The sequence below is a fragment of the Streptomyces sp. NPDC087310 genome (assembly GCF_044744405.1).
In the GTDB taxonomy this organism is placed as follows: Bacteria; Actinomycetota; Actinomycetes; order Streptomycetales; family Streptomycetaceae; genus Streptomyces.
The window spans coordinates 201,048-225,402 of record NZ_JBIUYF010000005.1 but is presented as its reverse complement, the minus strand read 5'-3'; the positions used below and the strand labels follow the sequence as shown (position 1 = coordinate 225,402).

At 71.4% G+C, this 24,355-nt stretch carries 22 protein-coding genes; 14 read left to right on the top strand and 8 right to left on the bottom strand.

The window, feature by feature from the left end; all coding sequences use genetic code 11:
• The first annotated feature begins 118 nt into the window (after window positions 1-118).
• From ACIO3P_RS20220 to ACIO3P_RS20205, 4 genes are all read left to right on the top strand, one after another.
• The gene (locus tag ACIO3P_RS20220; RefSeq protein ID WP_329821608.1) at window positions 119-1,669 is read left to right on the top strand and encodes an NAD(P)/FAD-dependent oxidoreductase; all 1,551 of its coding nucleotides are present in this window, start codon (window positions 119-121) and stop codon (window positions 1,667-1,669) included.
• Entirely contained in the window at window positions 1,666-2,568 is a 903-nt protein-coding gene (locus ACIO3P_RS20215) for an alpha/beta hydrolase (RefSeq protein WP_329821609.1), read from the top strand. Before ACIO3P_RS20220 ends, ACIO3P_RS20215 begins: the two co-directional genes overlap by 4 nt.
• Window positions 2,565-3,500: an SDR family oxidoreductase gene (locus ACIO3P_RS20210; RefSeq protein WP_401852759.1), complete on the top strand. Its 936-nt coding sequence runs from the start codon at window positions 2,565-2,567 to the stop codon at window positions 3,498-3,500. Before ACIO3P_RS20215 ends, ACIO3P_RS20210 begins: the two co-directional genes overlap by 4 nt.
• Window positions 3,501-3,603: 103 nt before the next feature.
• Window positions 3,604-3,783: a hypothetical protein gene (locus ACIO3P_RS20205; protein WP_329821611.1), complete on the top strand. Its 180-nt coding sequence runs from the start codon at window positions 3,604-3,606 to the stop codon at window positions 3,781-3,783.
• A 136-nt stretch (window positions 3,784-3,919) separates the two neighbouring features.
• Here ACIO3P_RS20205 and ACIO3P_RS20200 read toward each other — a convergent pair whose 3' ends face one another.
• Window positions 3,920-7,441, bottom strand: coding sequence for a S41 family peptidase (locus tag ACIO3P_RS20200; RefSeq protein ID WP_401852756.1), 3,522 nt, complete (start codon window positions 7,439-7,441; stop codon window positions 3,920-3,922).
• A gap of 198 nt (window positions 7,442-7,639) precedes the next feature.
• Between ACIO3P_RS20200 and ACIO3P_RS20195 the strand changes: the two genes are divergently transcribed.
• Both ACIO3P_RS20195 and ACIO3P_RS20190 read left to right on the top strand, forming a co-directional pair.
• Window positions 7,640-8,212, top strand: coding sequence for a TetR/AcrR family transcriptional regulator (locus tag ACIO3P_RS20195; RefSeq protein WP_329821613.1), 573 nt, complete (start codon window positions 7,640-7,642; stop codon window positions 8,210-8,212).
• 157 nt (window positions 8,213-8,369) lie between these two features.
• Entirely contained in the window at window positions 8,370-10,619 is a 2,250-nt protein-coding gene (locus ACIO3P_RS20190) for an MMPL family transporter (RefSeq protein ID WP_329821630.1), read from the top strand.
• A 75-nt stretch (window positions 10,620-10,694) separates the two neighbouring features.
• Here ACIO3P_RS20190 and ACIO3P_RS20185 read toward each other — a convergent pair whose 3' ends face one another.
• Entirely contained in the window at window positions 10,695-11,144 is a 450-nt protein-coding gene (locus ACIO3P_RS20185) for an SsgA family sporulation/cell division regulator (protein WP_329821614.1), read from the bottom strand.
• Window positions 11,145-11,491: 347 nt separating this feature from the next.
• Between ACIO3P_RS20185 and ACIO3P_RS20180 the strand changes: the two genes are divergently transcribed.
• The 6 genes from ACIO3P_RS20180 (at window position 11,492) to ACIO3P_RS20155 (ending at window position 16,839) form a co-directional block, all read left to right on the top strand.
• Window positions 11,492-11,755, top strand: coding sequence for a hypothetical protein (locus ACIO3P_RS20180; RefSeq protein WP_329821615.1), 264 nt, complete (start codon window positions 11,492-11,494; stop codon window positions 11,753-11,755).
• Window positions 11,752-12,696 (top strand): hypothetical protein, encoded by a 945-nt coding sequence (locus tag ACIO3P_RS20175; RefSeq protein ID WP_329821616.1) that lies wholly within the window; start codon window positions 11,752-11,754, stop codon window positions 12,694-12,696. Before ACIO3P_RS20180 ends, ACIO3P_RS20175 begins: the two co-directional genes overlap by 4 nt.
• 119 nt (window positions 12,697-12,815) lie before the next feature.
• Window positions 12,816-13,874 (top strand): energy-coupling factor ABC transporter permease, encoded by a 1,059-nt coding sequence (locus ACIO3P_RS20170; RefSeq protein WP_401852753.1) that lies wholly within the window; start codon window positions 12,816-12,818, stop codon window positions 13,872-13,874.
• A gap of 1 nt (window position 13,875) precedes the next feature.
• Entirely contained in the window at window positions 13,876-14,637 is a 762-nt protein-coding gene (gene cbiQ / locus ACIO3P_RS20165) for a cobalt ECF transporter T component CbiQ (protein WP_329821618.1), read from the top strand.
• 41 nt (window positions 14,638-14,678) lie between these two features.
• Window positions 14,679-15,491, top strand: coding sequence for an ABC transporter ATP-binding protein (locus tag ACIO3P_RS20160; RefSeq protein ID WP_329821631.1), 813 nt, complete (start codon window positions 14,679-14,681; stop codon window positions 15,489-15,491).
• Between the two features lie 130 nt (window positions 15,492-15,621).
• Entirely contained in the window at window positions 15,622-16,839 is a 1,218-nt protein-coding gene (locus ACIO3P_RS20155) for a serine hydrolase domain-containing protein (RefSeq protein WP_401852751.1), read from the top strand.
• Between the two features lie 45 nt (window positions 16,840-16,884).
• On the opposite strand, the gene ACIO3P_RS20150 is transcribed toward ACIO3P_RS20155, so the two are convergent.
• Window positions 16,885-17,973 (bottom strand): DUF1259 domain-containing protein, encoded by a 1,089-nt coding sequence (locus tag ACIO3P_RS20150; RefSeq protein WP_401852749.1) that lies wholly within the window; start codon window positions 17,971-17,973, stop codon window positions 16,885-16,887.
• A gap of 129 nt (window positions 17,974-18,102) precedes the next feature.
• Window positions 18,103-18,510, bottom strand: a complete 408-nt coding sequence (locus ACIO3P_RS20145; RefSeq protein ID WP_401795498.1) for a Dabb family protein — start codon at window positions 18,508-18,510, stop codon at window positions 18,103-18,105.
• Window positions 18,511-18,673: 163 nt separating this feature from the next.
• On the opposite strand from ACIO3P_RS20145, the gene ACIO3P_RS20140 reads away from it, so the two are divergent.
• Window positions 18,674-19,303, top strand: coding sequence for a TetR/AcrR family transcriptional regulator (locus ACIO3P_RS20140; protein ID WP_401795501.1), 630 nt, complete (start codon window positions 18,674-18,676; stop codon window positions 19,301-19,303).
• A gap of 122 nt (window positions 19,304-19,425) precedes the next feature.
• Here ACIO3P_RS20140 and ACIO3P_RS20135 read toward each other — a convergent pair whose 3' ends face one another.
• Entirely contained in the window at window positions 19,426-21,015 is a 1,590-nt protein-coding gene (locus tag ACIO3P_RS20135) for a putative glycoside hydrolase (protein WP_401852746.1), read from the bottom strand.
• Between the two features lie 320 nt (window positions 21,016-21,335).
• Here ACIO3P_RS20135 and ACIO3P_RS20130 point away from each other — a divergent pair, with 320 nt between their 5' ends.
• Entirely contained in the window at window positions 21,336-22,343 is a 1,008-nt protein-coding gene (locus ACIO3P_RS20130; RefSeq protein ID WP_329821624.1) for a polysaccharide deacetylase family protein, read from the top strand.
• A gap of 115 nt (window positions 22,344-22,458) precedes the next feature.
• Here ACIO3P_RS20130 and ACIO3P_RS20125 read toward each other — a convergent pair whose 3' ends face one another.
• The 3 genes from ACIO3P_RS20125 to ACIO3P_RS20115 are packed head-to-tail and all read right to left on the bottom strand — an operon-like array spanning window position 22,459 to window position 24,154.
• On the bottom strand, window positions 22,459-23,535 hold the full coding sequence (locus ACIO3P_RS20125) for a protein-L-isoaspartate O-methyltransferase (protein ID WP_401852743.1): 1,077 nt from the start codon (window positions 23,533-23,535) through the stop codon (window positions 22,459-22,461).
• A gap of 11 nt (window positions 23,536-23,546) precedes the next feature.
• Window positions 23,547-23,780, bottom strand: a complete 234-nt coding sequence (locus ACIO3P_RS20120) for a hypothetical protein (RefSeq protein ID WP_329821626.1) — start codon at window positions 23,778-23,780, stop codon at window positions 23,547-23,549.
• Entirely contained in the window at window positions 23,777-24,154 is a 378-nt protein-coding gene (locus ACIO3P_RS20115) for an ATP-binding protein (RefSeq protein WP_401852740.1), read from the bottom strand. The genes ACIO3P_RS20120 and ACIO3P_RS20115 overlap by 4 nt, the downstream gene beginning before the upstream one ends.
• Window positions 24,155-24,355 lie beyond the last annotated feature (201 nt).

Below are 24,355 nucleotides of genomic sequence, written 5' to 3'. Positions count from 1 at the left end.
CCTACCCATGGGTAGCCCGCTGCTCTACTCTCACCACCATGCCAGTGATTACTGGCGTGATGCGGGTGTGTGGACGCGTGTGTGACGGATACGGCGGGGAGGGGTGGTCAGGGTGGTCGTGGACCGACGTGACGGGACCCGGCACGTGCGGGTGGCGGTGATCGGATCCGGGTTCGGCGGGCTCGGTGCCGCCGTCCGGCTGCGCAGGGAGGGGATCACCGACTTCGTCGTCCTGGAGCGCGCCGACACCGTCGGCGGGACCTGGCGGGACAACAGCTATCCGGGGTGCGCCTGCGACGTGCCCTCGCACCTCTACTCGTTCTCCTTCGCGCCCAACCCCGACTGGCCGCGCACCTTCTCGGGGCAGCGGCACATCAGGGCGTACCTGGAGCACGTCGCGGACCGCTTCGGGCTCCGGCCCCATCTGCGGCTCGGGCACGAGGTGCGGCTGATGCGCTGGGACGGGGACGCCGCGCACTGGGAGATCGAGACCTCCCGGGGGACGTTCACCGCCGAGGTCGTCGTCTCCGCGACCGGGGCGCTCTCCGACCCGAAGATCCCGGACATCCCGGGGCTCGACGGCTTCCCCGGCACGGTCTTCCACTCGGCGCGCTGGGACCACGGCTTCGACCCGCGCGGCAAGCGCGTCGCCGTGGTCGGCACCGGCGCCTCCGCGATACAGATCGTGCCCGCGATCCAGCCCGACGTGGCACGACTGACCCTGTTCCAGCGCACCCCGCCCTGGGTGATGCCGCGCGTCGACCGCGCGATCTCCCCCGCCGAGCGCGCCCTGCACCGCGCCCTGCCCTTCACCGGGGCCGTACGGCGCGGAGTCCTGTGGGGCATCAGGGAGTTGCAGGTCCAGGCGTTCACCAAGCGGCCGGACGAACTCGGCCTCGTCGAGTCGCTGGCCAAGGCCAACATCGCGCGGGCGATCAAGGATCCGGCGCTCCGGGCCAAGCTGACGCCCTCGTACCGCATCGGCTGCAAGCGCATCCTGCTCTCCAGCTCCTACTACCCGGCGCTCGCCCGCCCGAATGTGGATCTCGTCGCCTCCGGGCTGGCCGAGGTGCGCGGCTCCACACTCGTCGCGGCGGACGGTACGGAGGCGGAGGTGGACGCCGTCGTCTTCGGGACCGGCTTCCACGTCACCGACATGCCGATCGCCGAACGGGTGGTGGGCGAGGACGGCGTCACGCTCGCCGAGTCGTGGAAGGACGGCATGGCGTCGCTGCGCGGCGCGACCGCTGTCGGCTTCCCCAACTGGATGACGATCGTCGGCCCCAACACCGGCCTCGGCAACTCCTCGATGATCCTGATGATCGAGTCCCAGCTCGCCTACATGGCCGACTACCTGCGGCAGTTGGACGGTCTGGCCGGACGCGGCGGAACCGGCCGCGCCGTCCTCACCCCGCGCCCCGCCGCCGTCGCGGCCTGGAACCGGCGGGTGCAGGAGCGCATGCGGCGCACCGTGTGGAACACCGGCGGCTGTACGAGCTGGTACCTGGACGCCGGCGGCCGTAACACCACCATCTGGCCCGGCACCACAGGGGAGTTCCGGCGCGCCACCCGCCAGGTCGACCTCGCGGAGTACGAGGTGGGCCGCGCCGGCCCGGGGGTGCCCGGACAGAGAGCCGCGACGACGAGGAAGAAGGAGGCCGCGCGATGACACGGCCGCACAAGGAACGCGAACTGACCGCCATATCCGCCGACGGCACCCCTCTCCACGTCGAGGTCCACGGCGAGGCCGGCCGCCCCGCCGTCGTCCTCATACACGGCTGGGCCTGCTCGGTCGCGTTCTGGTCAGCGCAGCTCGCGGAGCTGGCCGCCGACCACCGGGTGATCGTCTACGACCAGCGCGGGCACGGCCGTTCGGCGGTGCCCGACCCCGCGCACTCCGCCGGATACGGCACCGAAGCCCTCGCCGACGACCTGGAGGCCGTACTCCGCCTCACCCTCGGACCGGGCGAACGCGTGGTGCTCGCCGGGCACTCCATGGGCGGCATGACGCTGATGGCCGCCGCCCGCAGACCCGCCTTCCGGGAGCACGCCGCCGCCGTACTGCTGTGCAGCACGGGCAGTTCACGGCTGGTCGCCGACTCCCGGATCGTCCCGCTGCGCGAGGGACCCGTACGGACCCGGATCACGGCGGCCCTGCTCGCCTCCTCCCTCCCGCTGGGCCCCGTCACGCTGCTGTCGAAGAAGCTGCTGCGGTACGGGACGATGGGGGCGGGCGCCGCGCCCGCACGGGTCGCCGAGTGCGCCAGGGTCGTCCACGCGTGCCCGCGCGTCGTCCGGGTCGCCTGGGCGAAGGTGCTCGGCACGCTGGATCTCGACGACGAGGTACGCGAGCTGCGGGTACCCGCAGCCGTCGTCACGGGCGCCGACGACCGGCTCACCCCGCCCGTCCGCTCCCGCGCCCTCGCCGCGACGCTGCCCCACTGCACCGGTCTCACCGTGCTCACCGGGGTCGGGCACATGACCCCCGTGGAGGCGCCGGAGGCGGTCACCGCCGGCGTCCGCGCCCTGGTCACCACGTACCTGAGCGCCAAGGAGGACGTCGCATGAGGGAACAGGCCGGCCGCCTCGACGGGCGGGTCGCCGTCGTCACGGGTGCGGCGCGCGGCGTCGGGGAACTCCTCGCCCGCAAGCTCTCCGCGCGCGGCGCCACGGTGGTCCTCGTCGGCCTGGAGGCGGACGAGCTGAAGGCGGTCGCGGGCCGGCTGCACACCGCGTGCGGCCACTGGTACGCCGATGTCACCGACGACGCGGCGATGGCCCGGGTCGCCGAGGAGGCCGTCGAGCGCTTCGGGAAGGTGGACATCGTCGTCGCCAACGCGGGCGTCGCGACCGGCGGCCCCGTCGAAGGATCCGACCCGGAAGCGTGGCGCCGCGTGATCGAGGTGAACCTGATCGGCGCCGCGGTGACCGCGCGCGCCTTCCTGCCCGCGCTCAGGCGCAGCCGGGGCTACTTCCTCCAGATCGCGTCGCTCGCCGCGATCACCCCGGCGCCGATGATGAGCGCGTACTGCGCCTCCAAGTCCGGCGCCGAGGCGTTCGCGCACTGTCTGCGCGCCGAGGTCGCCCATCAGGGCGTACGCGTCGGCGTCGGCTATCTGTCCTGGACGGACACCGACATGGTGCGCGGCGCGGACCGCGACGACGTGCTGCGCGAACTGCGGCGCCGGCTGCCCTGGCCCGCGAACCGTACGTATCCGCTCGGCCCCGCCGTGGACCGGCTCGTCGCCGGGATAGAGCGCCGCTCGCCGCATGTGTACGCGCAGTGGTGGCTGCGCGGGACACAGTCCGTACGGGGCTGTCTCCCCGGGGTGATCGCCACGGTCGGCGGACGCGAGATGCGGCGCCTCGCGCCGCGCCTGGCGGGGCGGGCGCACGGGACGGGGCAGGGGCTGGGGCAGGGGCTGGTGGGCGCGGGCGGGGCCGCCGACGAGGCGGCGCGTGGCGGTGCCCGGTCCAGGGTCGACACGGAGCGTAACTGACCGAAATGCGCGGAATGTCCGGTCATGTCAGGCTGGTCGAGGCCCCACTCAGGGTGCCTTCACACGCAGACCTTCAGGTTCTCAGCTCAGGAGTTGACCTTTCATGGGTATTGCCGATCAGTTCAAGGACAAGGCACAGCGCATAGCGGACCAGGCCAAGGAGAAAGCGGGCGACAAGGACACGGCCGACCGCGCCCCCGACGCCAAGGACCGCGCGAGCGACCAGGCGAAGGACAAGGCGCGCAGCGCCCGCGACGAGATGGACGACCACTTCGACTCCTGAGCCCCCTCCGGAGCCGAGATGGACAGCGGAACCCTGTGAATGAAGAGGCGCACCCGGTCCGCCGGGTGCGCCTCTTCTGTGCCTCCCTTGCGCCTTCGGCGGCTGCCCCCTTGCGCTTGGTTGCGCTTCGTCGGGACTAGCGCGGCGGCAGCTTCGGGCGGCGCAGGTCCGGGACCGCCCCGTACCCCGGCGGGGTCGACGCCGGCTGTCCGGCCAGCAGGTCCAGCGCCACCCACACCGCGTCGTCGAGCTGCGCGTGCCGCCCCTCCGCCCAGTCGAGCGGGGTGCGCAGCGCCTCGATGTCCGGCTCCACGCCGCGGTTCTCGACGGACCAGCCGTACGCGTCGAACCAGGCGGCGTTCATCGGCACCGTGATCACCGTCCCGTCGCAGAGCCGGTGCCGGCCCGTCATCCCGACGACCCCGCCCCAGGTGCGCTGGCCGACCACGGGCCCCAGGTTGAGCAGCCGGAACGCCGCCGTGATCATGTCGCCGTCGGAGGCCGTCGCCTCGTCCGCGAGCGCCACGACCGGACCGCGCGGCGCGTTCGAGGCGTACGAGACGGGCTGCGCGTCCCGGGTCAGGTCCCAGCCGATGATCCGGCGGCTGAGCTTCTCCACGACGAGTTCGCTGATGTGGCCGCCCGCGTTGCCCCGTACGTCCACGATCAGCGCGGGCCGCGAGACCTCCAGGCGCAGGTCCCGGTTGAACTGCGCCCAGCCGGAGCCGCCCATGTCGGGGATGTGCAGGTAGCCGCACTTGCCGCCGCTGATCTCCCGTACGACCTCACGGCGCTTGGCCACCCAGTCCTGGTAGCGCAGCGGCCGTTCGTCGATCAGCGGCACGACGGCGACCCGGCGGGGCCGGCTCTCGTGGATGGCGGGCGAGCCCTCGCGCTCGGCGGGCCGGAAGGTCAGCTCGACCGTGGTGCCTCCGGCGGCGGCGAGCAGCGGGTACGGGCCGGCCACCGGGTCGACGGGGCGGCCGTCCACATGGGTGAGGACGGCGCCCTCGCGGATCCCCGTACCGGCCAGCGGCGAACGGGCCTTGGAGTCCGAGGAGTCACCGGGCAGGATCCGCTTGATCATCCAATCCCCGTCCCGGCGCACGAGGTTGGCGCCGAGCAGGCCCATGGGGCGCTGGTAGTGCGGCGGTCCCTCGTCGCGGCGGGCGGGGGTGACGTACGCGTGGGAGGTGCCCAGTTCGCCGAGGACCTCGCGGAGCAGATCGGCGAACTCGTCGGGGGAGGCCACCCGTTCGACCAGCGGACGGTACTGGTCGAGCACCCCGTCCCAGTCGATGCCGCACATCCCCGGCTCCCAGAAGAACGCCCGGATGATACGGCCCGCCTCCGCGTACGCCTGGCGCCACTCCGCCTCCGGATCGACATCGTGCAGGATCCTGCGCGGATCGAGGAAGACGGTCGAGTCGAGGTCCCCCAGCTCGGTCGCGGGTACGGCGCGCAGCTCGCCGTCGTCCACGACGACGAGCCGGGTGCCGTCACCGCTCGGCGCGAACCAGTCGAGATGGGCGACGAGTTCGCTCTTGCGGGCGCGGGCGATGTCGAAGTGTTCGAGGGTGGGGCGCCCCGACATGTCGGAGGGGTTCGCGAAGGTCTCGCCGAGCGCCCCGGAGATCGGCCAGCGCAGCCAGACCAGGCCGCCGCCGCTGACGGGGCGCAGGGCGGAGTACTTGGACGCGGTGACGGGGAACGGGGTCACCCGGTCCGCCAGCCCCTCGACCTCGACGGTCACCGCGAACGCCCCGTCGACCCCGCCGACCAGCTCCCCACCGGCCGGATCGAGCCCGCCGGCCGCCGGACGGCCGTCCGGGGAGAGCGCGAAGGGGGAGGGGGTCGCGGAGGAGAGGGGGACGAGATAAGGGCGGCAGCCGAGGGGGAACGAGAGGTCGCCGGTGTGGACGTCGTACACCGGGTCGAAGCCGCGCCAGGAGAGGAAGGCGAGATAGCGGCCGTCGCTGGTGAAGACCGGATTCTCGTCCTCGAAGCGGCCGTTGGTGACGTCGACGATGGTACGGGCGAAGCTTCCGGCGATCTTGGCGAGCTTGATCTGCCGGAGCGAACGGCCGATCCCGGGGTGGGACCAGGTGAGCCAGCCGCCGTCGGGGGAGAAGGCGAGGTCGGTGACGGGGCCGTTGATGGAACGGATGAGCTCGGAGACCTCGTCGGTGACCTCGTGGGTGACTTCGTCGGGGTCGGGTTCGGGGGTGCTCTCGTCGGCGGTGGCCTCGCCGTCCGCGTCCTGCGGCTCCGTATCCGCGCCCGCGCCCGCTTCGGGCTCCGCCGCCGGTGTGTCCGCCGTCCCGGCCTCTGGCCCGGTCTCCGCCCCCTCCTCCTCGTCCGTCACATCGACCAGCAGCAGCCTGCCGTCGTGCGCGGCGACCGCGATGGTGGTGCCCTCCGGATCCGCCACCATGTCCAGGACCCGGCCCAGCCGTCCTGAGGCCAGCCGGCGCGGGGGGCGGTCGCCGGTGGCCCGGGGGAGGTAGGCGATCTCGATGGCGTCCTCGCCGTCCGCGTCCGTCACGTACGCGACCTGGCCGCCGCTGCCGAGCATCACCGGGTTGCGGACCCGTACCCCCGGCGTGTCCGCGATCGTGCGGGCCGGGCCGTCGCGGTGGGTGAGCCAGTAGAGGCTGCCCCGTACGGAGACGGCGCTCGCCCGGCCCGTCAGGTCCACCGAGATGCCGTCGATGTGGCGGGAGGCCGGGACCTGGTAGCCGCGCCGCCCCGCGCGCGGGCCGCCCAGCCGTACGTCGAGCTTGCGCGGTACGGAGTCCGGGGTGAGCGCGTCCACCAGCCAGAGGTCGCCCGCGCACTGGTAGACGACCCGGCGCCCGTCGGAGGAGGCGTGGCGGGCGTAGAAGGAGTCGTGGTCGGTGTGGCGGGTGAGGCCCGTGCCGTCGGGGAGGCAGGAGTAGAGATTGCCGACGCCCTCGTGGTCGGAGAGGAACGCGATGCGCCCGCCGACGAACATCGGGCAGTCGAGATGGCCGCCCAGGTCCGCGAGCAGCCGTTTGCCGTGCAGCCAGAGCCGGCCCATGGCGCCGCCCCGGTACCGCTTCCAGGCGGCGGGCTCGTGCGGCGGCTTCCCGGTGAGCAGGAGCGTACGGCGCTCTCCGGCGTCGGGCCCGGTGCCGGACGCGGGCGCGGACGCGGACGCGGTCTCGCTGACCGGCAGGTCCGTGATCGCGATGTCCGTCACCGGGCCCCACGGCAGCGCCCCGCCCGGGGAGCCGTCCGTGGGCAGGCTGTACGCCCAGGCGAAGTACGAGAACGGCTGGCCGTGCGAGGAGACGGCGAGGATCTGCGACTCGCCGTCCTTGTCGGGCGGCGTCCAGCCGCAGACGCGTGTGTCGGTCGCCCCCCAGTAGGTGAGCCGGCGCGCGGGCCCGCCCTCCACCGGGGCGAGATGGATCTCGGGGTCGAGGCTGCGCCAGTTCGTGTAGGCGATGTGGCGGCCGTCCGGCGAGAAGCGGGGATGGCCGATGCGGGTACGGTCGACGGTCACCCGCCATGCGCGCTCCGGCCGCTGTCCGGGCGGCGCGAGGGGGGCGACCCAGAGGTCGTCCTCGGCCACGAAGCACAGCGAGTCGTCGTGAAGGTGCGGGAAGCGAAGGTACGCGGTCTCGTCACTCACCCCCCAATGCTGCCCTTTTGGTCCGCTCTTCGCCTCCGGGACGGCTCGTTTCCTCACCCCGCCTGGTGAGGTGGGGCGGGTGAGGGGAAGGTGGCGCGGAGTGGCGTGGCCCAGGCCACAAAGAAAACTCTTCCGTTTCGCTCAGCCCCGGCTTACATTCGTACTGTACGAAACCGTTTCGTTCGATGGAGGTCGATCGTGGCACGCAGCAGACTCACGCCGGAGCGGGAGTCCGAGCTGTACAACGCCGTGCTCGATCTCCTGCGCGAGGTCGGTTATGACGCCCTCACCATGGACGCCATCGCCACCCGCACCCGCTCCAGCAAAGCCACCCTCTACCGCCAGTGGGGGAGCAAGCCGGAGCTGGTCGCCCGTGCCATGCGGTGCGCGAAGCCGCATCAGGTCGGGCAGGTCGACACCGGTTCACTGCGCGGGGACTTCCTCGCGATCGCCGCGTTGGCCGAGGAACACAAGATGGAAGAGGACGCCGCGCTGATGCGGGCCCTGTTCTACGCCGTCCACAACAACCCGGACCTTCTCCAGGCGCTGCGGGAAGTGCTCATCGAACCTGAGATCGAGGCATTCCGCGCGATGCTGCAACGCGCCGTGGACCGGGGTGACATCGCCCAGGACAACCTGGCGGTGCCCTACCTCATCCACATGCTGGTCGGCGCGTTCGTCGCCCGGCAGCTCATCGAGGGTCTGCCGCCCGACCCGGCCTTCCTCCGGTCGTACCTCGATTCCGTGGTCTTCCCCGCCCTCGGTATCTGACCCGACCGGCCTTTCCCCGCCACACCTGTCACACCTGCTGTAACTCCACAGCACCACAGAACCCACAGCACCCGCAGCACCTGACGCGTACCGCTCTTCGCCGTCGGGACGGCTCCCCATGCCCTTGTTCCCTTCACAGACCCGGGAGTACGCCCTCGTGGCCACGTTCCTCTACAAGCTCGGACGGCTCGCCTTCCGGCGCCGCCACTATGTCGCCCTCGTGTGGGTGGCGCTGCTGGCGCTCGCCGGAGTCGGCGCGGCCTCCGCCGCCACCGCCACCTCCAGCTCCTTCTCCATACCTGGCACGGAGGCTCAGAAAGCCTTCGACCTGCTGGAACAGCGCTTCCCCGGAGCCAGCGCCGACGGCGCGACCGCCCGGGTCGTCTTCAAGGCCCCCAGCGGCGAGAAGATGACCGACGCCGGCCACAAGGCCGAGGTCGGGAAGATCGTCGACGAACTGAAGGCCGGTTCCGACCAGGTCGCCTCCGTCGCGGACCCGTACGTCGCGAACGCCGTCTCCCAGGACGGCGGGACCGCGTACATCCAGGTCTCGTACAAGGTCAGCTCGATGGAGCTGACGGACGAGACCAGGACCGCCCTCGAAGACGCCGGCGGTGACGCGCGGGACTCGGGGATGGCCGTCGAGATCGGCGGTGACGCGCTCCAGGCCGTGCCGGAGACCGGAACCACCGAGATCATCGGGGTGGCCGTCGCCGCCGTCGTGCTCGTCATCACCTTCGGGTCCCTGGTCGCCGCCGGACTGCCGCTGCTCACCGCGCTGATCGGGGTCGGTGTCGGGGTCTCCACGATCACGGCGCTCGCCAACGTGCTGGACCTCGGCTCCACCACCTCCACCCTGGCGATGATGATCGGCCTGGCGGTCGGTATCGACTACGCGCTCTTCATCGTCTCCCGCTACCGCGCCGAACTCGCGGAGGGCAGGGAGCGCGAGGAAGCGGCCGGACGCGCCGCCGGTACGGCCGGATCCGCCGTGGTCTTCGCCGGGCTCACGGTCGTGATCGCGCTCGTCGGGCTCGCCGTCGTCAACATCCCGATGCTCACTAAGATGGGCTTCGCCGCCGCCGGTACGGTCGTGATCGCGGTCCTCATCGCGCTCACCCTCGTCCCCGCGATGCTCGGCTTCGCCGGAAAGCGGGTGCACGGCCGCAAGGCGCGTACGGCCGCCGAGGCCGCGGCCTCCTCCGACGGGAAGCCCGCCGAGGAGAAGCCCAACATGGGCACCCGCTGGGCCCGCTTCGTGCTGCGCCGCCCCGTCGCCGTCCTGGTGACGGCGGTCGTCGGCCTCGGGGTCATCGCCGTACCGGCCGCCTCCCTGGAGATGGGCCTGCCCGACGACGGCTCGCAGCCGACCAGCACCACCCAGCGCAAGGCGTACGACCTGCTCTCGGACGGCTTCGGCCCCGGCTTCAACGGTCCGCTGATGCTCGTCGTCGACGGCAAGGCCGAGCACAACGCCAAGGAGGCGGCCACTCGGGTCTCCGACACGGTGAAGAAGATGGACGGCGTCGCCGTCGTCACCCCGCCCAACCTCGACAAGGCGGGCGACACCGCCACCATCACCGTCGTCCCCAAGGACCGTCCTTCCTCGGTCGGGACCGAGGACCTGGTCCACTCCATCCGGGACGCGGGCGGCACGATCAAGGCGGACGACGGGGCCGATGTCCTGGTCACCGGCGCCACCGCCATGAACATCGACTTCTCGGAGAAGATGAACGACGCGCTGATCCCGTATCTCGCGCTCGTCGTCGGCCTGGCGTTCCTGCTGCTGATGGTCGTCTTCCGGTCGGTGCTCGTCCCGCTCAAGGCCGCGCTCGGCTTCCTGCTCTCCGTGGTCGCCGCCCTCGGCGCGGTCGTCGCGGTCTTCCAGTGGGGCTGGCTCGCGGGTGTGCTGGGTGTCGAGCAGACCGGTCCGATCATGTCGATGATGCCGATCTTCATGGTGGGCGTGGTCTTCGGTCTCGCGATGGACTACGAGGTCTTCCTCGTGACCCGGATGCGCGAGGCGTACGTCCACGGTGAGCGGCCCGGCGAGGCGATCGTCACCGGCTTCAAGCACGGCGCGCGGGTGGTGGTGGCCGCCGCGGTGATCATGATCGCGGTCTTCGGAGGCTTCATCGGCTCCACCGAGTCCATGATCAAGATGATCGGCTTCGGTCTCGCCATCGCGGTCTTCTTCGACGCGTTCGTGGTCCGCATGGCGATCGTGCCCGCGGTGCTCGCGCTCCTCGGCCACCGCGCCTGGTGGCTGCCGCGCTGGCTGGACCGGGCGCTGCCCAACGTGGACGTGGAGGGCGAGACCCTGCGCAAGGAACTGGGCGACGGCACGGACGGGCCGGGCGGCCCGGACGGCGGCCCCGGGGGGAACCGGGAGCTGGCACGGGTCTGACACCCGGCCGGAGCAGGTGAGCGGCCCGGTCCGTACCCCCTGAGAAGGGGCGTACGGGCCGGGCCGCTCGCTGTGTCAGGTGTGGGGGAGTGGTCTGGCCTTGGTCAGCTCGGTGAGTCCGGTGAGTTCGGTCGCGGTCCCCGGCTCGATGTCGTGGCGCTCCTGCCCCGCCGGGACCATCGCGTACGAACGCTTCAGGAACCGGCGCAGCGCCGCGGAGTCGAACTGCACCACCGCGACACCGTCCGGCGAGTGGAACTCCACCACGGTCTGGGCCCGGCCGCAGGGCCACACCTGGACGTCGCCGTCACCGGACGGCATCCGCAGCCCGGAGTCGAGGAGGTCACGGGCGAAGGCCCAGACCACCTCGCCGCGGTCACGGTCCTGGGAGACCTCGGGCGGGAAAACGATACGCAGGGCGAGCGGATCAGCGCCGTCGTAGCGGAGGGTGACAGGGACGGTCCTGAGGTAGGGGGAGTCCGTGACGATACGGGCTTTGGCCGGCTGCTCGACGACGGGAGACATCGACTCGCGCCTCCTTCAGCACTATCGGACTTTTAACTCTTAAGCCTACATATCGCACTCCGCAAGTGGGGCGGGTCCGGGGTGACGAGACGGGATCGCGGGAGGGGTCGCCCGGTACTCGACGGGAGCCCGCGTCTGTCGTCGGGCCCAAGGCTGCTCCGGGCCGCGAGGCCGCCGGGTGACGCGGCGAAGGTGCTGACGAGCCACCGTTTCGGTTGCCGGACCCCGGAATGTGCACAGTGCCCATTTCAGGTTTATCCAGCGCGGTTGCGGGCTGGGGCGTGGGTGTTTCAATGGAATTGATACCGAATTGAGGACGTCAGGGCAACCACCTGGAGGTGTTCGCAATGTCGGAATTCAAACTCGGGGACACGGTCGGCAAAGATACGAGAGGATTCAACGAAAAGCCGCCTCCCGTCGTCTTCCAGGTTCAACCCGACTCGTACGTGGCTCTGCAGACCCCGGAAGAGCTCCGGTCCTGGGAGCAGGCTGTCCGGATGACCACCGGCCTTGAGATCGACGCCGATTCCCTCAAGGCGGCGGTGTGCGGATCCGAGTCGTGCAGAAACTGTTGCACCATCGACAGTTGCGTGGATTCCGCAGAGCAATGATCCTCACCGTTTCGGTCAAGGACGATTTGCATGCTCTCTTCATCCGTGACACGGCGCTGCGCCGCGGATACCGCGATTTCCACATAGTCGAATGCGACCGGATCAGTGGACGTCCCGACGGTGTGTCCTGGTCCTCGGACCGGACCTCGCCCAGCACGGTTCCCACATCGGACGGCCGAACGGTGGGTCTGGAGGACGCGTCGGTGCTGTGGTGGCGGCGCATGCAGGCGAACCAGCAGGCCGTGGCCGGTGCCGGGAACGACCATCAGCGACGCCTCGTCAACAACGACTGTCGTGGAGCGCTCGACGGCGTACTCGCCGCGGCGTACCGGGGCGAGTGGATCTCATCGCCCGAGGCGACCGATCGCGCCGCGGACAAGCTGTACCAGCTTGCCGTGGCGCGGGAAGCCGGATTCCGTGTGCCACGGACACTCGTCTCGCAGTCGCGTGAAGAGGTTGTTGCGTTCGCCAATCAGGTAGGGCGAGTCATCGTCAAACCGGTGGTCGGCGCGAGCGGCCCTCTGATGTTCACGCAATACGTGGACGACCCGGCTTCGATTGCGGAAGAGTCCTTCGCGGCATGCCCCGCGGTGTATCAGGAATATGTCTCCGGCAGTCGGCATGTGCGACTGAACTGCTTCGGTGACCGTATGTACGCGGGGTTGATCGAGACCGATGCTTTGGACTGGCGCCCTGATCTGAATGTCCCCATAACCAAGTGGGCCGTGCCGGAGGATGTGTCCACACGGGTGACGCGGGTGCTCCGCACGCTCGGCCTGCGCATGGGAATCATCGACATCAAGCTCACGGCCGACGGGGAGCCGGTATGGCTGGAAGTGAATCCGCAGGGGCAATTCCTTTTCCTTCAGCCCCTCCTCAAGGAGCCGCTCGCCGATCATTTCGTGGACTTTCTGCTGTCGTGCGACGGAGCGGGCGGGTAGCGGACTCCGGGCAGCCGTCACCCCCTCCGACCGCCGAGGGCGGCTGAATCGCGCAGCATCCGATCGCACAGCATCCGCTCTTGCAAGTAGTTCGCAAGAAGGCGCTATCATCAGGCGCCATGCATGTCCCCGACGGATTCATCAACCTGCCCGTCTCCGCCGCCACCGGTGCCGTCGCCGCTGCCGCCGTCGCGGTCAGCCTGCGCGGCGCGCGCCGTGAACTGGACGAGCGCACCGCACCGCTCGCCGGACTCGTCGCCGCCTTCATCTTCGCCGTGCAGATGCTGAACTTCCCGGTCGCGGCCGGGACCAGCGGCCATCTGCTGGGCGGGGCGCTGGCGGCGATACTCGTCGGTCCGTACACCGGCGTCCTCTGCGTCTCCGTCGTACTGCTGATGCAGTCCATCCTCTTCGCCGACGGCGGGCTCACCGCGCTCGGCGTGAACATCACCGACATGGCCGTGGTGACGACCGCCGTCGCGTACGTCCTCTTCCGCGCCCTGGTCACCGTCCTGCCCCGCACCCGCCGCTCCGTGACCGTGGCGTCCTTCGCCGCCGCCCTCGTCTCCGTACCGGCGGCGGCGCTCGCCTTCACCGGTCTGTACGCGATCGGCGGCACGTCGGACGTACCGCTCGGCAAGACGCTCACCGCGATGGTCGGCGTGCACCTGCTCATCGGGATCGGCGAGGCCGCGATCACCGTGCTGACGGTCGGCGCGGTCATCGCCGTACGCCCGGACCTGGTGTACGGGGCGCGCGGGCTGACCGCGCCGCTGAAGCTGCGGGTGGGCGGGGAACTGGTCGACGCGGCGCCCACGGCCCCCGAGGTCCCCTCGCCCCGCTCGTCCCGTACGGTCTGGGCGGCCGGCCTGGTCACCGCCCTCGTGCTCGCCGGTTTCGTCTCCTTCTACGCCTCCGCCGACCCCGACGGCCTGGAGAAGGTCGCCGCCGACCAGGGCATCGACAAGAAGACCGAGGAACACCACACCGCGGACTCCCCGCTCGCCGACTACGGCGTCAAGGACATCTCCGACGCCCGGATCTCCGGCGGTCTCGCCGGGGTGATCGGGGTGGGCGCCACGATCGCCGTGGGCAGCGGCGTCTTCTGGGCGGTACGCTGCCGCCGTACCGCCGCAGTCGACGGAGGCGCCGCCTCCGTACCGCCGGAAACCGTCTGACATGGGCGCCGGCCACGCGCACCGGCTCTACCGGCACGGCGACTCGCCGGTGCACGCCCTGCCCCCGCACTGCAAGCTCGCCGCCGTCTTCTGCTTCGTCCTGGTGGTGGTCTCGACGCCGCGTACCGCCGTCTGGGCGTTCGCGCTGTACGCGGCGCTGCTGGCCGGCGTCGCCGCCGTGGCCCGGATGCCCGCCGGACTGCTGCTGCGGCGGATGCTGATCGAGGTGCCGTTCGTGGCCTTCGCTGTGCTGATGCCGTTCGTGGTGCCCGGGGAACAGATCCGGGTGGCGGGCGTCCCGCTGAGCGTGCCCGGCCTCTGGGACGCCTGGAACGTCCTCGCGAAGGGCACGCTGGGCGTCGCCGCCTCCGTACTCCTCGCCTCCACGACCGAACTGCGCGCCCTGCTGCTCGGCCTCCAGTGGCTGCGGCTGCCGCCGCTGCTGGTGCAGATCGCGTCCTTCATGATCCGGTACGGCGATGTCATCACCGACGAGATGCGCCGGATGTCGATCGCGCGGCGCTCGCGCGGCTTCGAGGCGCGCGGCGTACGGCAGTGGGGCGTGCTGGCCAGGTCGGCGGGGGCGCTCTTCATCCGCGCGTACGAGCGCGGGGAGCGCGTGCACCTGGCGATGGTGAGCCGGGGGTACGCGGGGAGCATGCCGGTCATCGACGAGGTGACGGCGTCGCGGGCGCAGTGGACGTACGCCGCCGTCCTCCCGGTGACGGCGCTCGTGGTCTGTCTGCTTGGCTGGACCCTATGAGCCCGGACCCTATGAGCCTGGACCCGATGAGCGCGGACCCGATGAGCGGCGGCGAGGACCGTACGACTCCCTCCTCGGAGACCCCCGCGTCCCTGGAGACCCCCGCGTCCCTGGAGGTCGCCGGGCTGGCGTACGCCTACCCCGACGGCCACCAGGCCCTCTTCGGCGTCGACCTGCGGGTGGCGCGCGGCGAGCGGGTGGCGCTGCTCGGCCCCAACGGCGCGGGCAAGACCACGCTCGTCCTGCATCTCAACGGCATCCTCGCGGCGGGCGCGGGGAGCGTCACGGTCGCGGGACTGCCCGTCGGGAAGCGCCACCTCGCCGAGATCCGGCGCCGGGTCGGCATCGTCTTCCAGGACCCCGACGACCAGCTCTTCATGCCGACCGTACGGGAGGACGTGGCCTTCGGCCCGGCCGCCGCAGGGCTGCGCGGCGCCGAACTGGCCGCCCGGGTGGTGACCGCGCTGACCCGGGTGGGGATGGAGGCGTACGCGGACCGGCCGCCGCACCACCTGTCGTTCGGGCAGCGGCGGCGGGTGGCGGTGGCGACCGTCCTCGCGATGGAGCCGGAGATCCTCGTCCTGGACGAGCCGTCGTCCAACCTCGATCCGGCGTCGCGGCGCGAACTCGCCGACATCCTGCGCTCGTTGGACATCACCGTGCTGATGGTCACACACGATCTTCCGTACGCGCTCGAACTCTGCCCGCGCTCCGTGATCCTGAGCGACGGCGTCATCGTCGCTGACGGTCCCACGGGTGAACTCCTCGGTGACGAGGAGCTGATGGGGGCGCATCGGCTGGAGCTGCCGTTCGGTTTCGACCCCCGGTCCGTACGGGCGCGCACGCCAGGTTAAGAGTCGGTTTCGCGGCGGCTTTCCGCCCCGGGGCCCGTTGTGCCGGATCGTGTCGCACCCCGCTCCCGATGCACCATAGAGGGGGTCGTGCCGACGGGGCGCGACGCGATACACGGGCAGGGGTACGGGCGTGGACGTCCAGGGCACGGTGGCGGCGGGCTTCGAGCCGGTCAGGGACGCTTTCGTACGGAACTTCGAACGGCTCGGTGAACGCGGCGCGGCCGTCGCCGTGTACCGGGACGGACAGAAGGTCGTCGACCTGTGGGCGGGCACGCGCGACGCCGCCCCCGAGGACGGCGAGGACCATGGCGAGCGGAGGCCGGCGGCCCCGTGGGCGCTGGACACCGCGCAGGTCGTCCACTCCGCGACGAAGGGCATCGCCGCCTCCGTACCGCTCCTGCTGCACCAGCGCGGACAGATCGACCTGGACGCGCCGGTCGGCACGTACTGGCCGGAGTTCAAGGCCGCCGGCAAGGAGCGGGTGCTCGTACGGCATCTCCTCGCGCACCGCGCCGGGCTGCCCGTGCTCGACCGTACGCTCACCCCGGCCGAGGCCATGGACGGCGAGTCCGGCCCGCGCGCGCTCGCCGCGCAGCGCCCCCTGTGGGAGCCGGGCGCCGACCACGGCTACCACCCGCACACCTACGGCTGGCTCGTCGGTGAACTGGTCAAGCGCGTCACGGGGCGCGGCGTCGGCCGCTGGATCGCCGAGGAGATCGCCCGCCCGCTGGGCCTGGACTTCTGGATCGGGCTGCCCGAGGAGGAGTCCCACCGGGTGGGCAGGACCGCCCGGATCGAGGAGCCGTCGGTGGTCGGCGGGGCGCTGCGGCTGCGGCCCAAGCGGTCCGTGACGGAGGCGTACCGCAACCCGGAGTCGCTGACGCGGCGTGCGTTCGACATCGTGGAGCCGCGCTTCGACGAGAACGACCCGGTGTACCGGGCCGCCGAACTCCCCGCCTCCGGCGGCATCTCCACCGCCCGCGCCCTGGCCCGCTGCTACGCGGCGATGATCGGCCCGGTCGACGGCCACCGGCTTTTCGCCCCGGCCACCCTGACCCTGGCGCGTACGGAGGAGTCCGCCGGCCCGGACCGCGTCCTCGTCGTCAACACCCGCTTCGGCCTGGGCTTCATGCTCCACGGCCCGGCCGCCCCGCTGCTGGCCCCGGGCTCCTTCGGCCACCCGGGCAGCGGCGGCTCGCTCGGCTTCGCGGACCCGGAGTCGGGGATCGCGTTCGGTTACGTCACCAACGGCCTGCGCAGAGGGGTGACGGCGGACGCCCGGCCCCAGGCACTGGTGCGGGCGGTACGGGCGGCGATCTCCTCGCCGGACGGGGCGGCCGGGGAGTGACGGGTCTCAGGTCCCACCACGGGCCTCAGCCCTTGGAACGGGGCCTCAGTTCTCGGCCGGTACGACCTGGGTGGCGTCCACCGCGGGGCGCAGCGCCTTGGCGAGTTCGACGCCGTCGCCCACGCCCCAGAAGTGGGTGAAGAACAGCCGGGGTTCCTCCGAGAGCCCGTGATTGTGCAGTTCGACGAGGCTGATCCCGCCGTTCCGCAGCAGTGAGTGCACGGTCTGGATCTCCGAGGCGATCATGACGAAGTCGCCGTTGACCGCGGCCTGTCCGCCTCCCAGGGGCTGGAAGTTGAAGGCCGACGTCGAACCGAGCCCCGCCGGGAGCACCATGCCGTGCTCGATGATCGTCTCGCGGCGGGCGAAGACGGACTTGTAGATCCCGCCGTCGTTGAGGCCCTCGGTGCCCAGCACGTCGTCCATCGCCCTGACGTCCAGATCGAGGGGCGGTGGTGGCTTCATCGGCCGTGCGGGTGGCGTGGCGGTGGCGTCGAACGCGGCGCGGAATCCGCGGGCCATGGCCATCGGATCCCGGCCGTGGACGTGCACATGGGTCCACCAGATGTCGGGGTCGTGCGCGAGAAGGTGCTTGTGGATCGCCGTCTGGGCGATGCCGTGCTCGATCAGCGTGTCGCTCACCCGCTGCAACTCGTCCTCGGTGACGGCCATGTCGCCCATGGCGAGCGTGCTGCCGTCGGCGTAACGGATGAACCCGATGTGCGAAGCGAGGGCGAGACCGGGGGACACCCTGACCCCCTGGGAGACCACGTTCAGGTCGTGGCGGGGGAAGCGGGTGCGGTACATGACGTCGTTCAGCACACTGCCCGGCCGGCCCATGGCCTTGGCGACGCCCTTCCAGTCGGCCAGGGTGGTGGCCACGGGCCGCACCGGCTCCGGCGCGGCCCCGGCGGTGGCGCCCGTGCCGTACCCGCGGCCCGCGTTCGCCCCGGCCCCGGACCCGGCCTCCTTGATCCCGGACTCCCCGGCCCCGGCCGACGTCGCCCCGGCCGAGGCGGGCCCCGTACCGGCGACGGCCAGCAGCGGGGCGAACGCGGCGGCGGCCAGCAGCCGGCGCCGGGGTGTGGCTGCCCGGTCGTGTCCGGACTCGTTCTTCTGTGATCTTCTGTACATCACATGAACACCTCCGTGTCGGATGAGAACACGGCGGAGGTGAGGAATCGCGAACCCTCGGGCGACACGTCAGACGCGGGGCGAAAGTGCCGCCGAACGGACCCGGGCCGGGCGACCGCTACACGCGGCTCACCGGGTGGTCGCGATCGAGGTGTCGGGGATCGTGTCGAGGAGCCGGGCCCACTCGGGCGACCGGGCCACCCGCGCGAGATGCAGCTCCGTGATCTTCTCGGCCAGGCCGGGGTCCATGTCGTCCGACAGCCGGACGGGCGAGAGCCGCTGAAGGTGCGGGAAGACGCCGAGATCGCCTTCGATCAGCACCCGGTCGTTCATGTACCGCTCCAGCGCGGCCAGATCCTCGACGCCCACGCAGTAGGTGTGGGTGTAGCCCTCGGCGGGATCGCCCAGGTCCTGGCCGACGACGCCGAACGACGTCGATTCGAGGGTCGAGATGCGGCGCATGGTGGCCAGGACGGCGGCCTTCTCGTCCTCGGTCGTGCCGTCCTTGAAGCTGAAGCGAAGGATGTTGACGATCACGGGATCCCCTCTCGATCTGAACCAGTTGGTTCAATCTGATGGCTCATTGAGTTAATCACAGGGCGGTCCATGGAAGTGAACCGATGAGTTCAATCAGTTCGGGGGGAACGGCCCGGACGAGGTACCGCGATGCGGCCTGGGGTACCTTGCGGAGGTGACCGGAGTGGCAGCCTCGCGTGGGCGTATCGACAAGCGACAGGCCATCCTGGACGCCGCCTTCGCGGTCTTCGCGCGCCAGGGGTACGAGGGCGCGTGCGTGCAGAGCATCGCCCGGGAGGCGGGCGTCGCGAAGCCGACGGTGTACAACCACCTGACGGACAAGGAGAACCTGTTCCGTCATACGGTGATGGCCGCGGCCGACGCGGTGATGGCGGACAACCTCGCCGTCATGGACCGGATGCGCGCCCCCGGCGCCGATCTGCGCGCCGCGCTGGAGGACATGGGGTACCGCCTGCTCCAGGTCTGCTGCGGCGAACGCGCCCGCGCGCTGCGCTGGCTGACGTACGCCCAGGTCGCGGGGTTCCCCGACCTGATCGAGATGGTCCAGGACCGTACCGCCACCCGCCTCACCGAAGCCCTGGCCGACCGCCTCGCCCGCCTCTCCCTGGCGGGCCGCCTGCGCCCCTGCGACCCGGCCGTGGCGGCGGAACAACTCCTCGCGCTGCTCACGGCCCCGATGGAGGCGCGTACGCGGCTGGGCACGCGCAAGGTTCCGGCGGCGGAGACCCGGACGGTGGCGAGGTCGGCGGTCGACACGTTCCTGAGGGCGTACGGCCCGGAGCCGGGCCAGTAGGACGGAGCCTGGCCCAGTAGGACTGAGCCGGCCCAGCAGGGCAGCGCCCCGGTGACCTGGCAGGTCACCGGGGCGCTGCCCCGGGTCACGGCCCCGGGGTGATGCGCGTCTCGCGCGCCGCGTCAGCGCGCGGCGATCTGCTGGAGCGCCGCGCCCTGGTAGCGGGCACCGGCGTTCCAGAGGATGAAGGAGTGCATCTTGTTGGCCTCCGCGGCCTTGATCTGTTCGGCCACCTGGGCCGGCCCGTAGGTGCTGCCCATCGAGAAGTCCTGGAGCCACGGGACGATCTCGGTCTGCGTGCCCTTCGCCTGGCGGGCGAAGTCGGCGAGCGAGCGCTGCACGATCGCGTACGGGGCGGTGTCGGGGTTGGCGACGCCGTACTCGCCCGGACCCCAGTGGGACGGGTAGACCATCGGCGCGATGTAGTCGCTGACCTTGACCAGGGCCCCGATGTCCTGGGCGATCTCGGTGGGCCGGGTGGCCGCTATGCCGAAGACCGAGACGCCGAGGTACGTGGCGTGCGGGCGCAGCGCGGTCCGGGTGTCCGCGACGAACGAGGTGATGGACTGCTCGGGCGTGGCGGACCCGATGCCCGGGAACCGCATCTTCGACAGCGGGCCGTCGGGGCGGCGCACGTAGTCGTAGAGGATGTCGTCGAAGCCGAGCTGAGCCGCTTCGACGGCGAGGTCCCGGTTGTACTTGCGGACCGCCGGGTCCGCGAAGTTGGTGAAGGACAGGTTGCCGTAGTGGCCGCCGTTGTACGCCTGTCCGTCGGGGGTCTGCACGACCTGACTGCGCTTGCCGGCCTTCCAGGCCGCCGCGCCGAGCTTGGGGTCCCGGAAGGCGACGATACGGCCGATGACCTGAGCGCCCGCCGCGTGCAGCTCCGCGATCGCCTTGCGGGCGTCGTAGTAGCCCTTGGCCGCGCCGATCTCACGGGCCATCGCCACCTGGGAGGCGTAGCCGACCTCGCCGTCCTCGTCCTTGATGTCCAGCTCCACGGCGTTGAGCTTGCCGCTGCGGACCAGCGCGAGGATGTTGTCGTGCAGGGTCTTGTCGCCCCAGCCGATGGCGGTGATGTGCGCCGCGCGGATCATGGGGCGGCGGCCCCGGGTGGACACGGTCCTGGTGGTGGCGTTCCCGGCACGGTCCACGGCCTTCACCGTCACGGAGGGGGTGCCCTTGGGCACCGTGATCGTGAACGCCCCTGACTTGTCGACGGAAACCTCCTTGCCGTCGACGGTCACCTTGGCGTCGCCGGAGGCCCTGCCGGTGACGGTCACCTTGGCGTCGGCGGCGGCGGAGGTCTTGCCGCCTGCGGACACCGTGGAGGCGGCGTTCTTGACCTCGGGTTCGGCCACCTTCAGGGCGGGCGCCTTGGTGTCCACGGTGAACCCCACGACCTTCTGGTACGAGGCGAAGGGGAGACTGCTGTCACCCGCCACCACCAGGGTGTGCTTGCCCTCGGCCAGACGGGGCAGGGCGAGCTTCAGCCGGCCGCCCTCGGCCGTGACGGGGACCACCGTGCCGTCGAGCGTGGCGCGCACCTTGTCCTGACGGCCGGCCGCCTTGGCGTTGAGGTACGCGGTGACCTGCGCGGCCTTGCGCCCGTCGAGGAAGGCGCCGTCCGCGAGACCCTGCACGCGCGGTCCCGGCGTGAGGACGGTCCAGGCACCGACGCCGGCTCCGGCCAGGGCGAGCGTCCCGGCCATCGCTATCAGGGCGCGGCGGCGGGCGGGACGGGGGGGACGGTAGGAGGAGGCGGAATTCGATATGTAACGCGTTTTCGTGACCATCATGCGCCCTTCGTGCTGTGTCCGGGCCTGCCGCCGCTGCGGCGACGCTCGGTGGTGCTCCATTGATTGCCCACCGGCGCGTCACCCCTCCTGCCTTCGGCCGGATTTCACACGAACGGCCGCGACGGGCCCGGCGTGGTGGCTGCGCCATCCAGGCGACGATGCGGTACGGGGGCCTCCGCCGCCGGTAAGGATGCCGCGACACATCCGCCCCGGAGGCCGCCTTGGAGGCCCTCATGCGCCACCCGCTCGTCCCGCTCTGCGCCCTGGCGGGCGCCGCTCTGCTCGCCTCGGGCTGTTCCCCGGGGTCGTCCCCGGCCGCCGGAGGGCGGCAGGCGGCCTCACCGGCGGCGGCCAGCGCCATCGCCGCGAAAAACCCGGCGGAGGTCGGCGCCGATGAGCTCGGCCAGGTGCCGGTGCTGATGTACCACCAGCTCACCGAGAAGCCGGCGAGCGTCTACGACCGCACCCCGGCCGATTTCCGGGCCGAGCTGGAACGCCTCGCCCGGGAGAAGTACGTTCCGGTCACCGCCCGGGACTTCCAGACGGGCCGCATCGACATCCCGGCCGGGACGCACCCGGTGGTCCTCACGTTCGACGACTCGACCAACAGCCAGGTCCGCCTGGGCCAGGACGGCAATCCGGTGGCGGGCACGGCCGTCGCCATCCTGGCGGAGACGGCGAAGAAGCACCCCGGGTTCAAGCCGGTGGCGACCTTCTTCGTCAACGCGGACGCCTTCTCGGCCACCGGCTCCGCCAAGGCGCTGACCTGGCTGAAGAAGCACGGGCACGAGGTCGGCAACCACACCGACCGCCACCAGAACCTGGCCTCCCTGGACCAGGCGGGCGCCGCGAAGGCCATCGCCGCCGGACAGCAGGCGATCGCGAAGGCCGCGGACGGGGCCAAGGTCACCTCCCTCGCCCTGCCCTTCGGCGCCATGCCCCAGCAGGCCGGGGTCGCCGCGAAGGGAACGGGCTACCGCTACGACGGCGTGTACCTCGTGGGCGCCAACCCCTCGGTCTCCCCCTTCGACAAGGCATTCACCCCCGGGGCGATCCCGCGGATCCGCTCGGCGGGGCCCAAGGACCAGGACGCCGAGTTCGGTTCGTCGCGCTGGCTGGACAAGCTCGCCGAGGGCAAGAACTGGTACGTCTCGGACGGCGACCCGAACACGGTCGCCTTCCCCCGCGCCGCACAGGACAAGGTGGCCCCGGCCTTCGCGAAGCGGGCCCGGCCGTACTGAGGCCCGTTGTTCCGTGTCGGGAGGGGCCACTCGGACGCGTCGCGAGTGCCCCTCCCGGTTACGAGCAGTGGGGGCAGCGCTCCTTCACCCGCTTTCCGTCGTACGTGCGTTCCCTTCATTTCCATGTGTACGAGAGGGGTACCGCGGGGTCGTCCAGCCAGACGAACTGCTCCTCCGGCGTGACGGTGACGCCCATCCGCTCCAACCCGGGGCGGCCGAGGCCCAGCCACGCGTCGTAGATCCGCTCAGCCGTGTCCCACAGGTCGCGTGGCCCGGTCTGGGTGACCTGGTCGCCGCGTACGGTGGCCCGCGAAAGTCCGTCGCCGAGCGGGGTGATGACGCCGTCCTCGGTGCCCCAGGGCGTATCGCCGACCACCGTGTCGAAGAGCACCTGCAACCCCGGCGGCGGATGGAGCAGCGTCGCGGGATCGCGGTTCAGTTTCCGTACGCGCGGCGGTGCGTCCACGTGTACGTCTCCGCCCGCCGGGCGGCCCCGTTGGCCACGGAGCACCATGAACGCGCACTCCTCGTGGAACCGGCCGACCGCCGTGCCGTCGTCCCGGACCTTCAGGCGCAGCAGCCGCATGACCGGCGCGTACGGCATCACGATGACGCCACCCGGCCGGGTCTGCTCCACCCAGGCGTACGGGATCTCCCGTACACCGCAGGTCACATGCGTCCGGTCGAACGGGGCCAGGCCCGGAACACCGGCTTCCCCCTCCCCGACGACCAGGCGCGGCGCGAGCCCGGCCGAGCGCAGGTTGGCGGCAGCGGCGGCGGACAGCCCGGCGTCGATATCGACCGACACCACCTGCTCCGGGCCTCCGGTCAGGTACGACAGGAGGCCCGCCGTCCAGCCGGTGCCCGTGCCCACTTCGAGCACCCGGTCCCCGGACCGGGGCGCGAGATGCCGCAGAAACGCGTTGACGAGGAGCGGGCTGGACGCCGAACAGGTGGGCGTGTACGTCTTCGCCGCGTTCCCCGGGGTCAGTTCGGTACGCCCGTCGTCGAGCTGGGTGAAGACGACGGTGTCCGAGCAGACCGCCCGCCACCAGGTCGCGGGATCGGCCTCGCGGTCGATCCAGTGACCCGCCCCGGTTCCGGCGGGCTTGGCCCACGCCTGCGCGGGGATGAAGAGGTGTCGCGGTACATGGATCAGCGCGTCGGCGGGACAGCGGGTGTGCGGGGCCAACAGGGCCCGCCTCACATTCGGGTCGCGGGTGGGCGGCCGTAGCCGCGTCGGTATCGGGTCCGTGGATGGCGGACGGTGACGAGGACCGGGTCGCGATAGCAGTAACAGGTGTACGTGTGCCCCTCCTCGGCATCCACCGGCACGGGGGCCTCGGGGCGGCCCGCCCACGCGTACAGGATGCCCAGCACCAGCACGACAAGGCTTCCGGTCAGGGCGACGACGCCCCACAGGACGCGGTCGTTCACCGCGTCCACAGTTCGCACCAGACCGTTTTGCCGACGGTACGGGGCTCCACGCCCCAGCGGTCCGCGACCTGCTCCACGATGAGCAGCCCCCTGCCGAAACACTCCTGGTCGGTGGCGGCCCGCACCACCGGCATCCGCTCCCCGCGCGGATCGGTGACCTCGATACGGAGCACTGTGGCCGTCAGGGCGAGCCGCACCCGGAAGAACCGGTCCCGCAGACACCCGTGCAGCAGCGCGTTCGTCGCCAGCTCACTCACCAGCAGCGCGGCCGACCACGACCACTCCGGGCGCCCCCACTCCGCCACCAGACGCCCCGTATGACACCGCGCCAGCGACACGCTGCCGGCCACCGGCGTGTAATCCAGCGAATCCACCTTCAACACGGGCCCGAACTCAGGCCCCGGGGCCGGAACTTCCTGCGCAGCGGTCATGAACACGCACCTCCGTGTGCGGTCGGGATCTGCCCGTACGAGGACGCGCATGGCAGTGGCGATGCCACCGGGCCGCACCCCTTCCAGGGCACGGCAGGGCGGTGCACTTCCACCAGGCAACTCCACAGTGCGAGCGGTTGCGCA

What these genes read in the sequence shown, in the direction of transcription:
- ACIO3P_RS20205 (WP_329821611.1), top strand. Translation starts at nt 3,604, where the DNA reads ATGGGTATTGCCGATCAGTTCAAGGACAAGGCACAGCGCATAGCGGAC.
- ACIO3P_RS20185 (WP_329821614.1), bottom strand. Translation starts at nt 11,144, where the DNA reads ATGTCTCCCGTCGTCGAGCAGCCGGCCAAAGCCCGTATCGTCACGGAC.
- ACIO3P_RS20210 (WP_401852759.1), top strand. Translation starts at nt 2,565, where the DNA reads ATGAGGGAACAGGCCGGCCGCCTCGACGGGCGGGTCGCCGTCGTCACG.
- ACIO3P_RS20215 (WP_329821609.1), top strand. Translation starts at nt 1,666, where the DNA reads ATGACACGGCCGCACAAGGAACGCGAACTGACCGCCATATCCGCCGAC.
- ACIO3P_RS20160 (WP_329821631.1), top strand. Translation starts at nt 14,679, where the DNA reads ATGAGCGGCGGCGAGGACCGTACGACTCCCTCCTCGGAGACCCCCGCG.
- ACIO3P_RS20130 (WP_329821624.1), top strand. Translation starts at nt 21,336, where the DNA reads ATGCGCCACCCGCTCGTCCCGCTCTGCGCCCTGGCGGGCGCCGCTCTG.
- cbiQ (WP_329821618.1), top strand. Translation starts at nt 13,876, where the DNA reads ATGGGCGCCGGCCACGCGCACCGGCTCTACCGGCACGGCGACTCGCCG.
- ACIO3P_RS20150 (WP_401852749.1), bottom strand. Translation starts at nt 17,973, where the DNA reads ATGTACAGAAGATCACAGAAGAACGAGTCCGGACACGACCGGGCAGCC.
- ACIO3P_RS20170 (WP_401852753.1), top strand. Translation starts at nt 12,816, where the DNA reads ATGCATGTCCCCGACGGATTCATCAACCTGCCCGTCTCCGCCGCCACC.
- ACIO3P_RS20175 (WP_329821616.1), top strand. Translation starts at nt 11,752, where the DNA reads ATGATCCTCACCGTTTCGGTCAAGGACGATTTGCATGCTCTCTTCATC.
- ACIO3P_RS20180 (WP_329821615.1), top strand. Translation starts at nt 11,492, where the DNA reads ATGTCGGAATTCAAACTCGGGGACACGGTCGGCAAAGATACGAGAGGA.
- ACIO3P_RS20135 (WP_401852746.1), bottom strand. Translation starts at nt 21,015, where the DNA reads ATGGCCGGGACGCTCGCCCTGGCCGGAGCCGGCGTCGGTGCCTGGACC.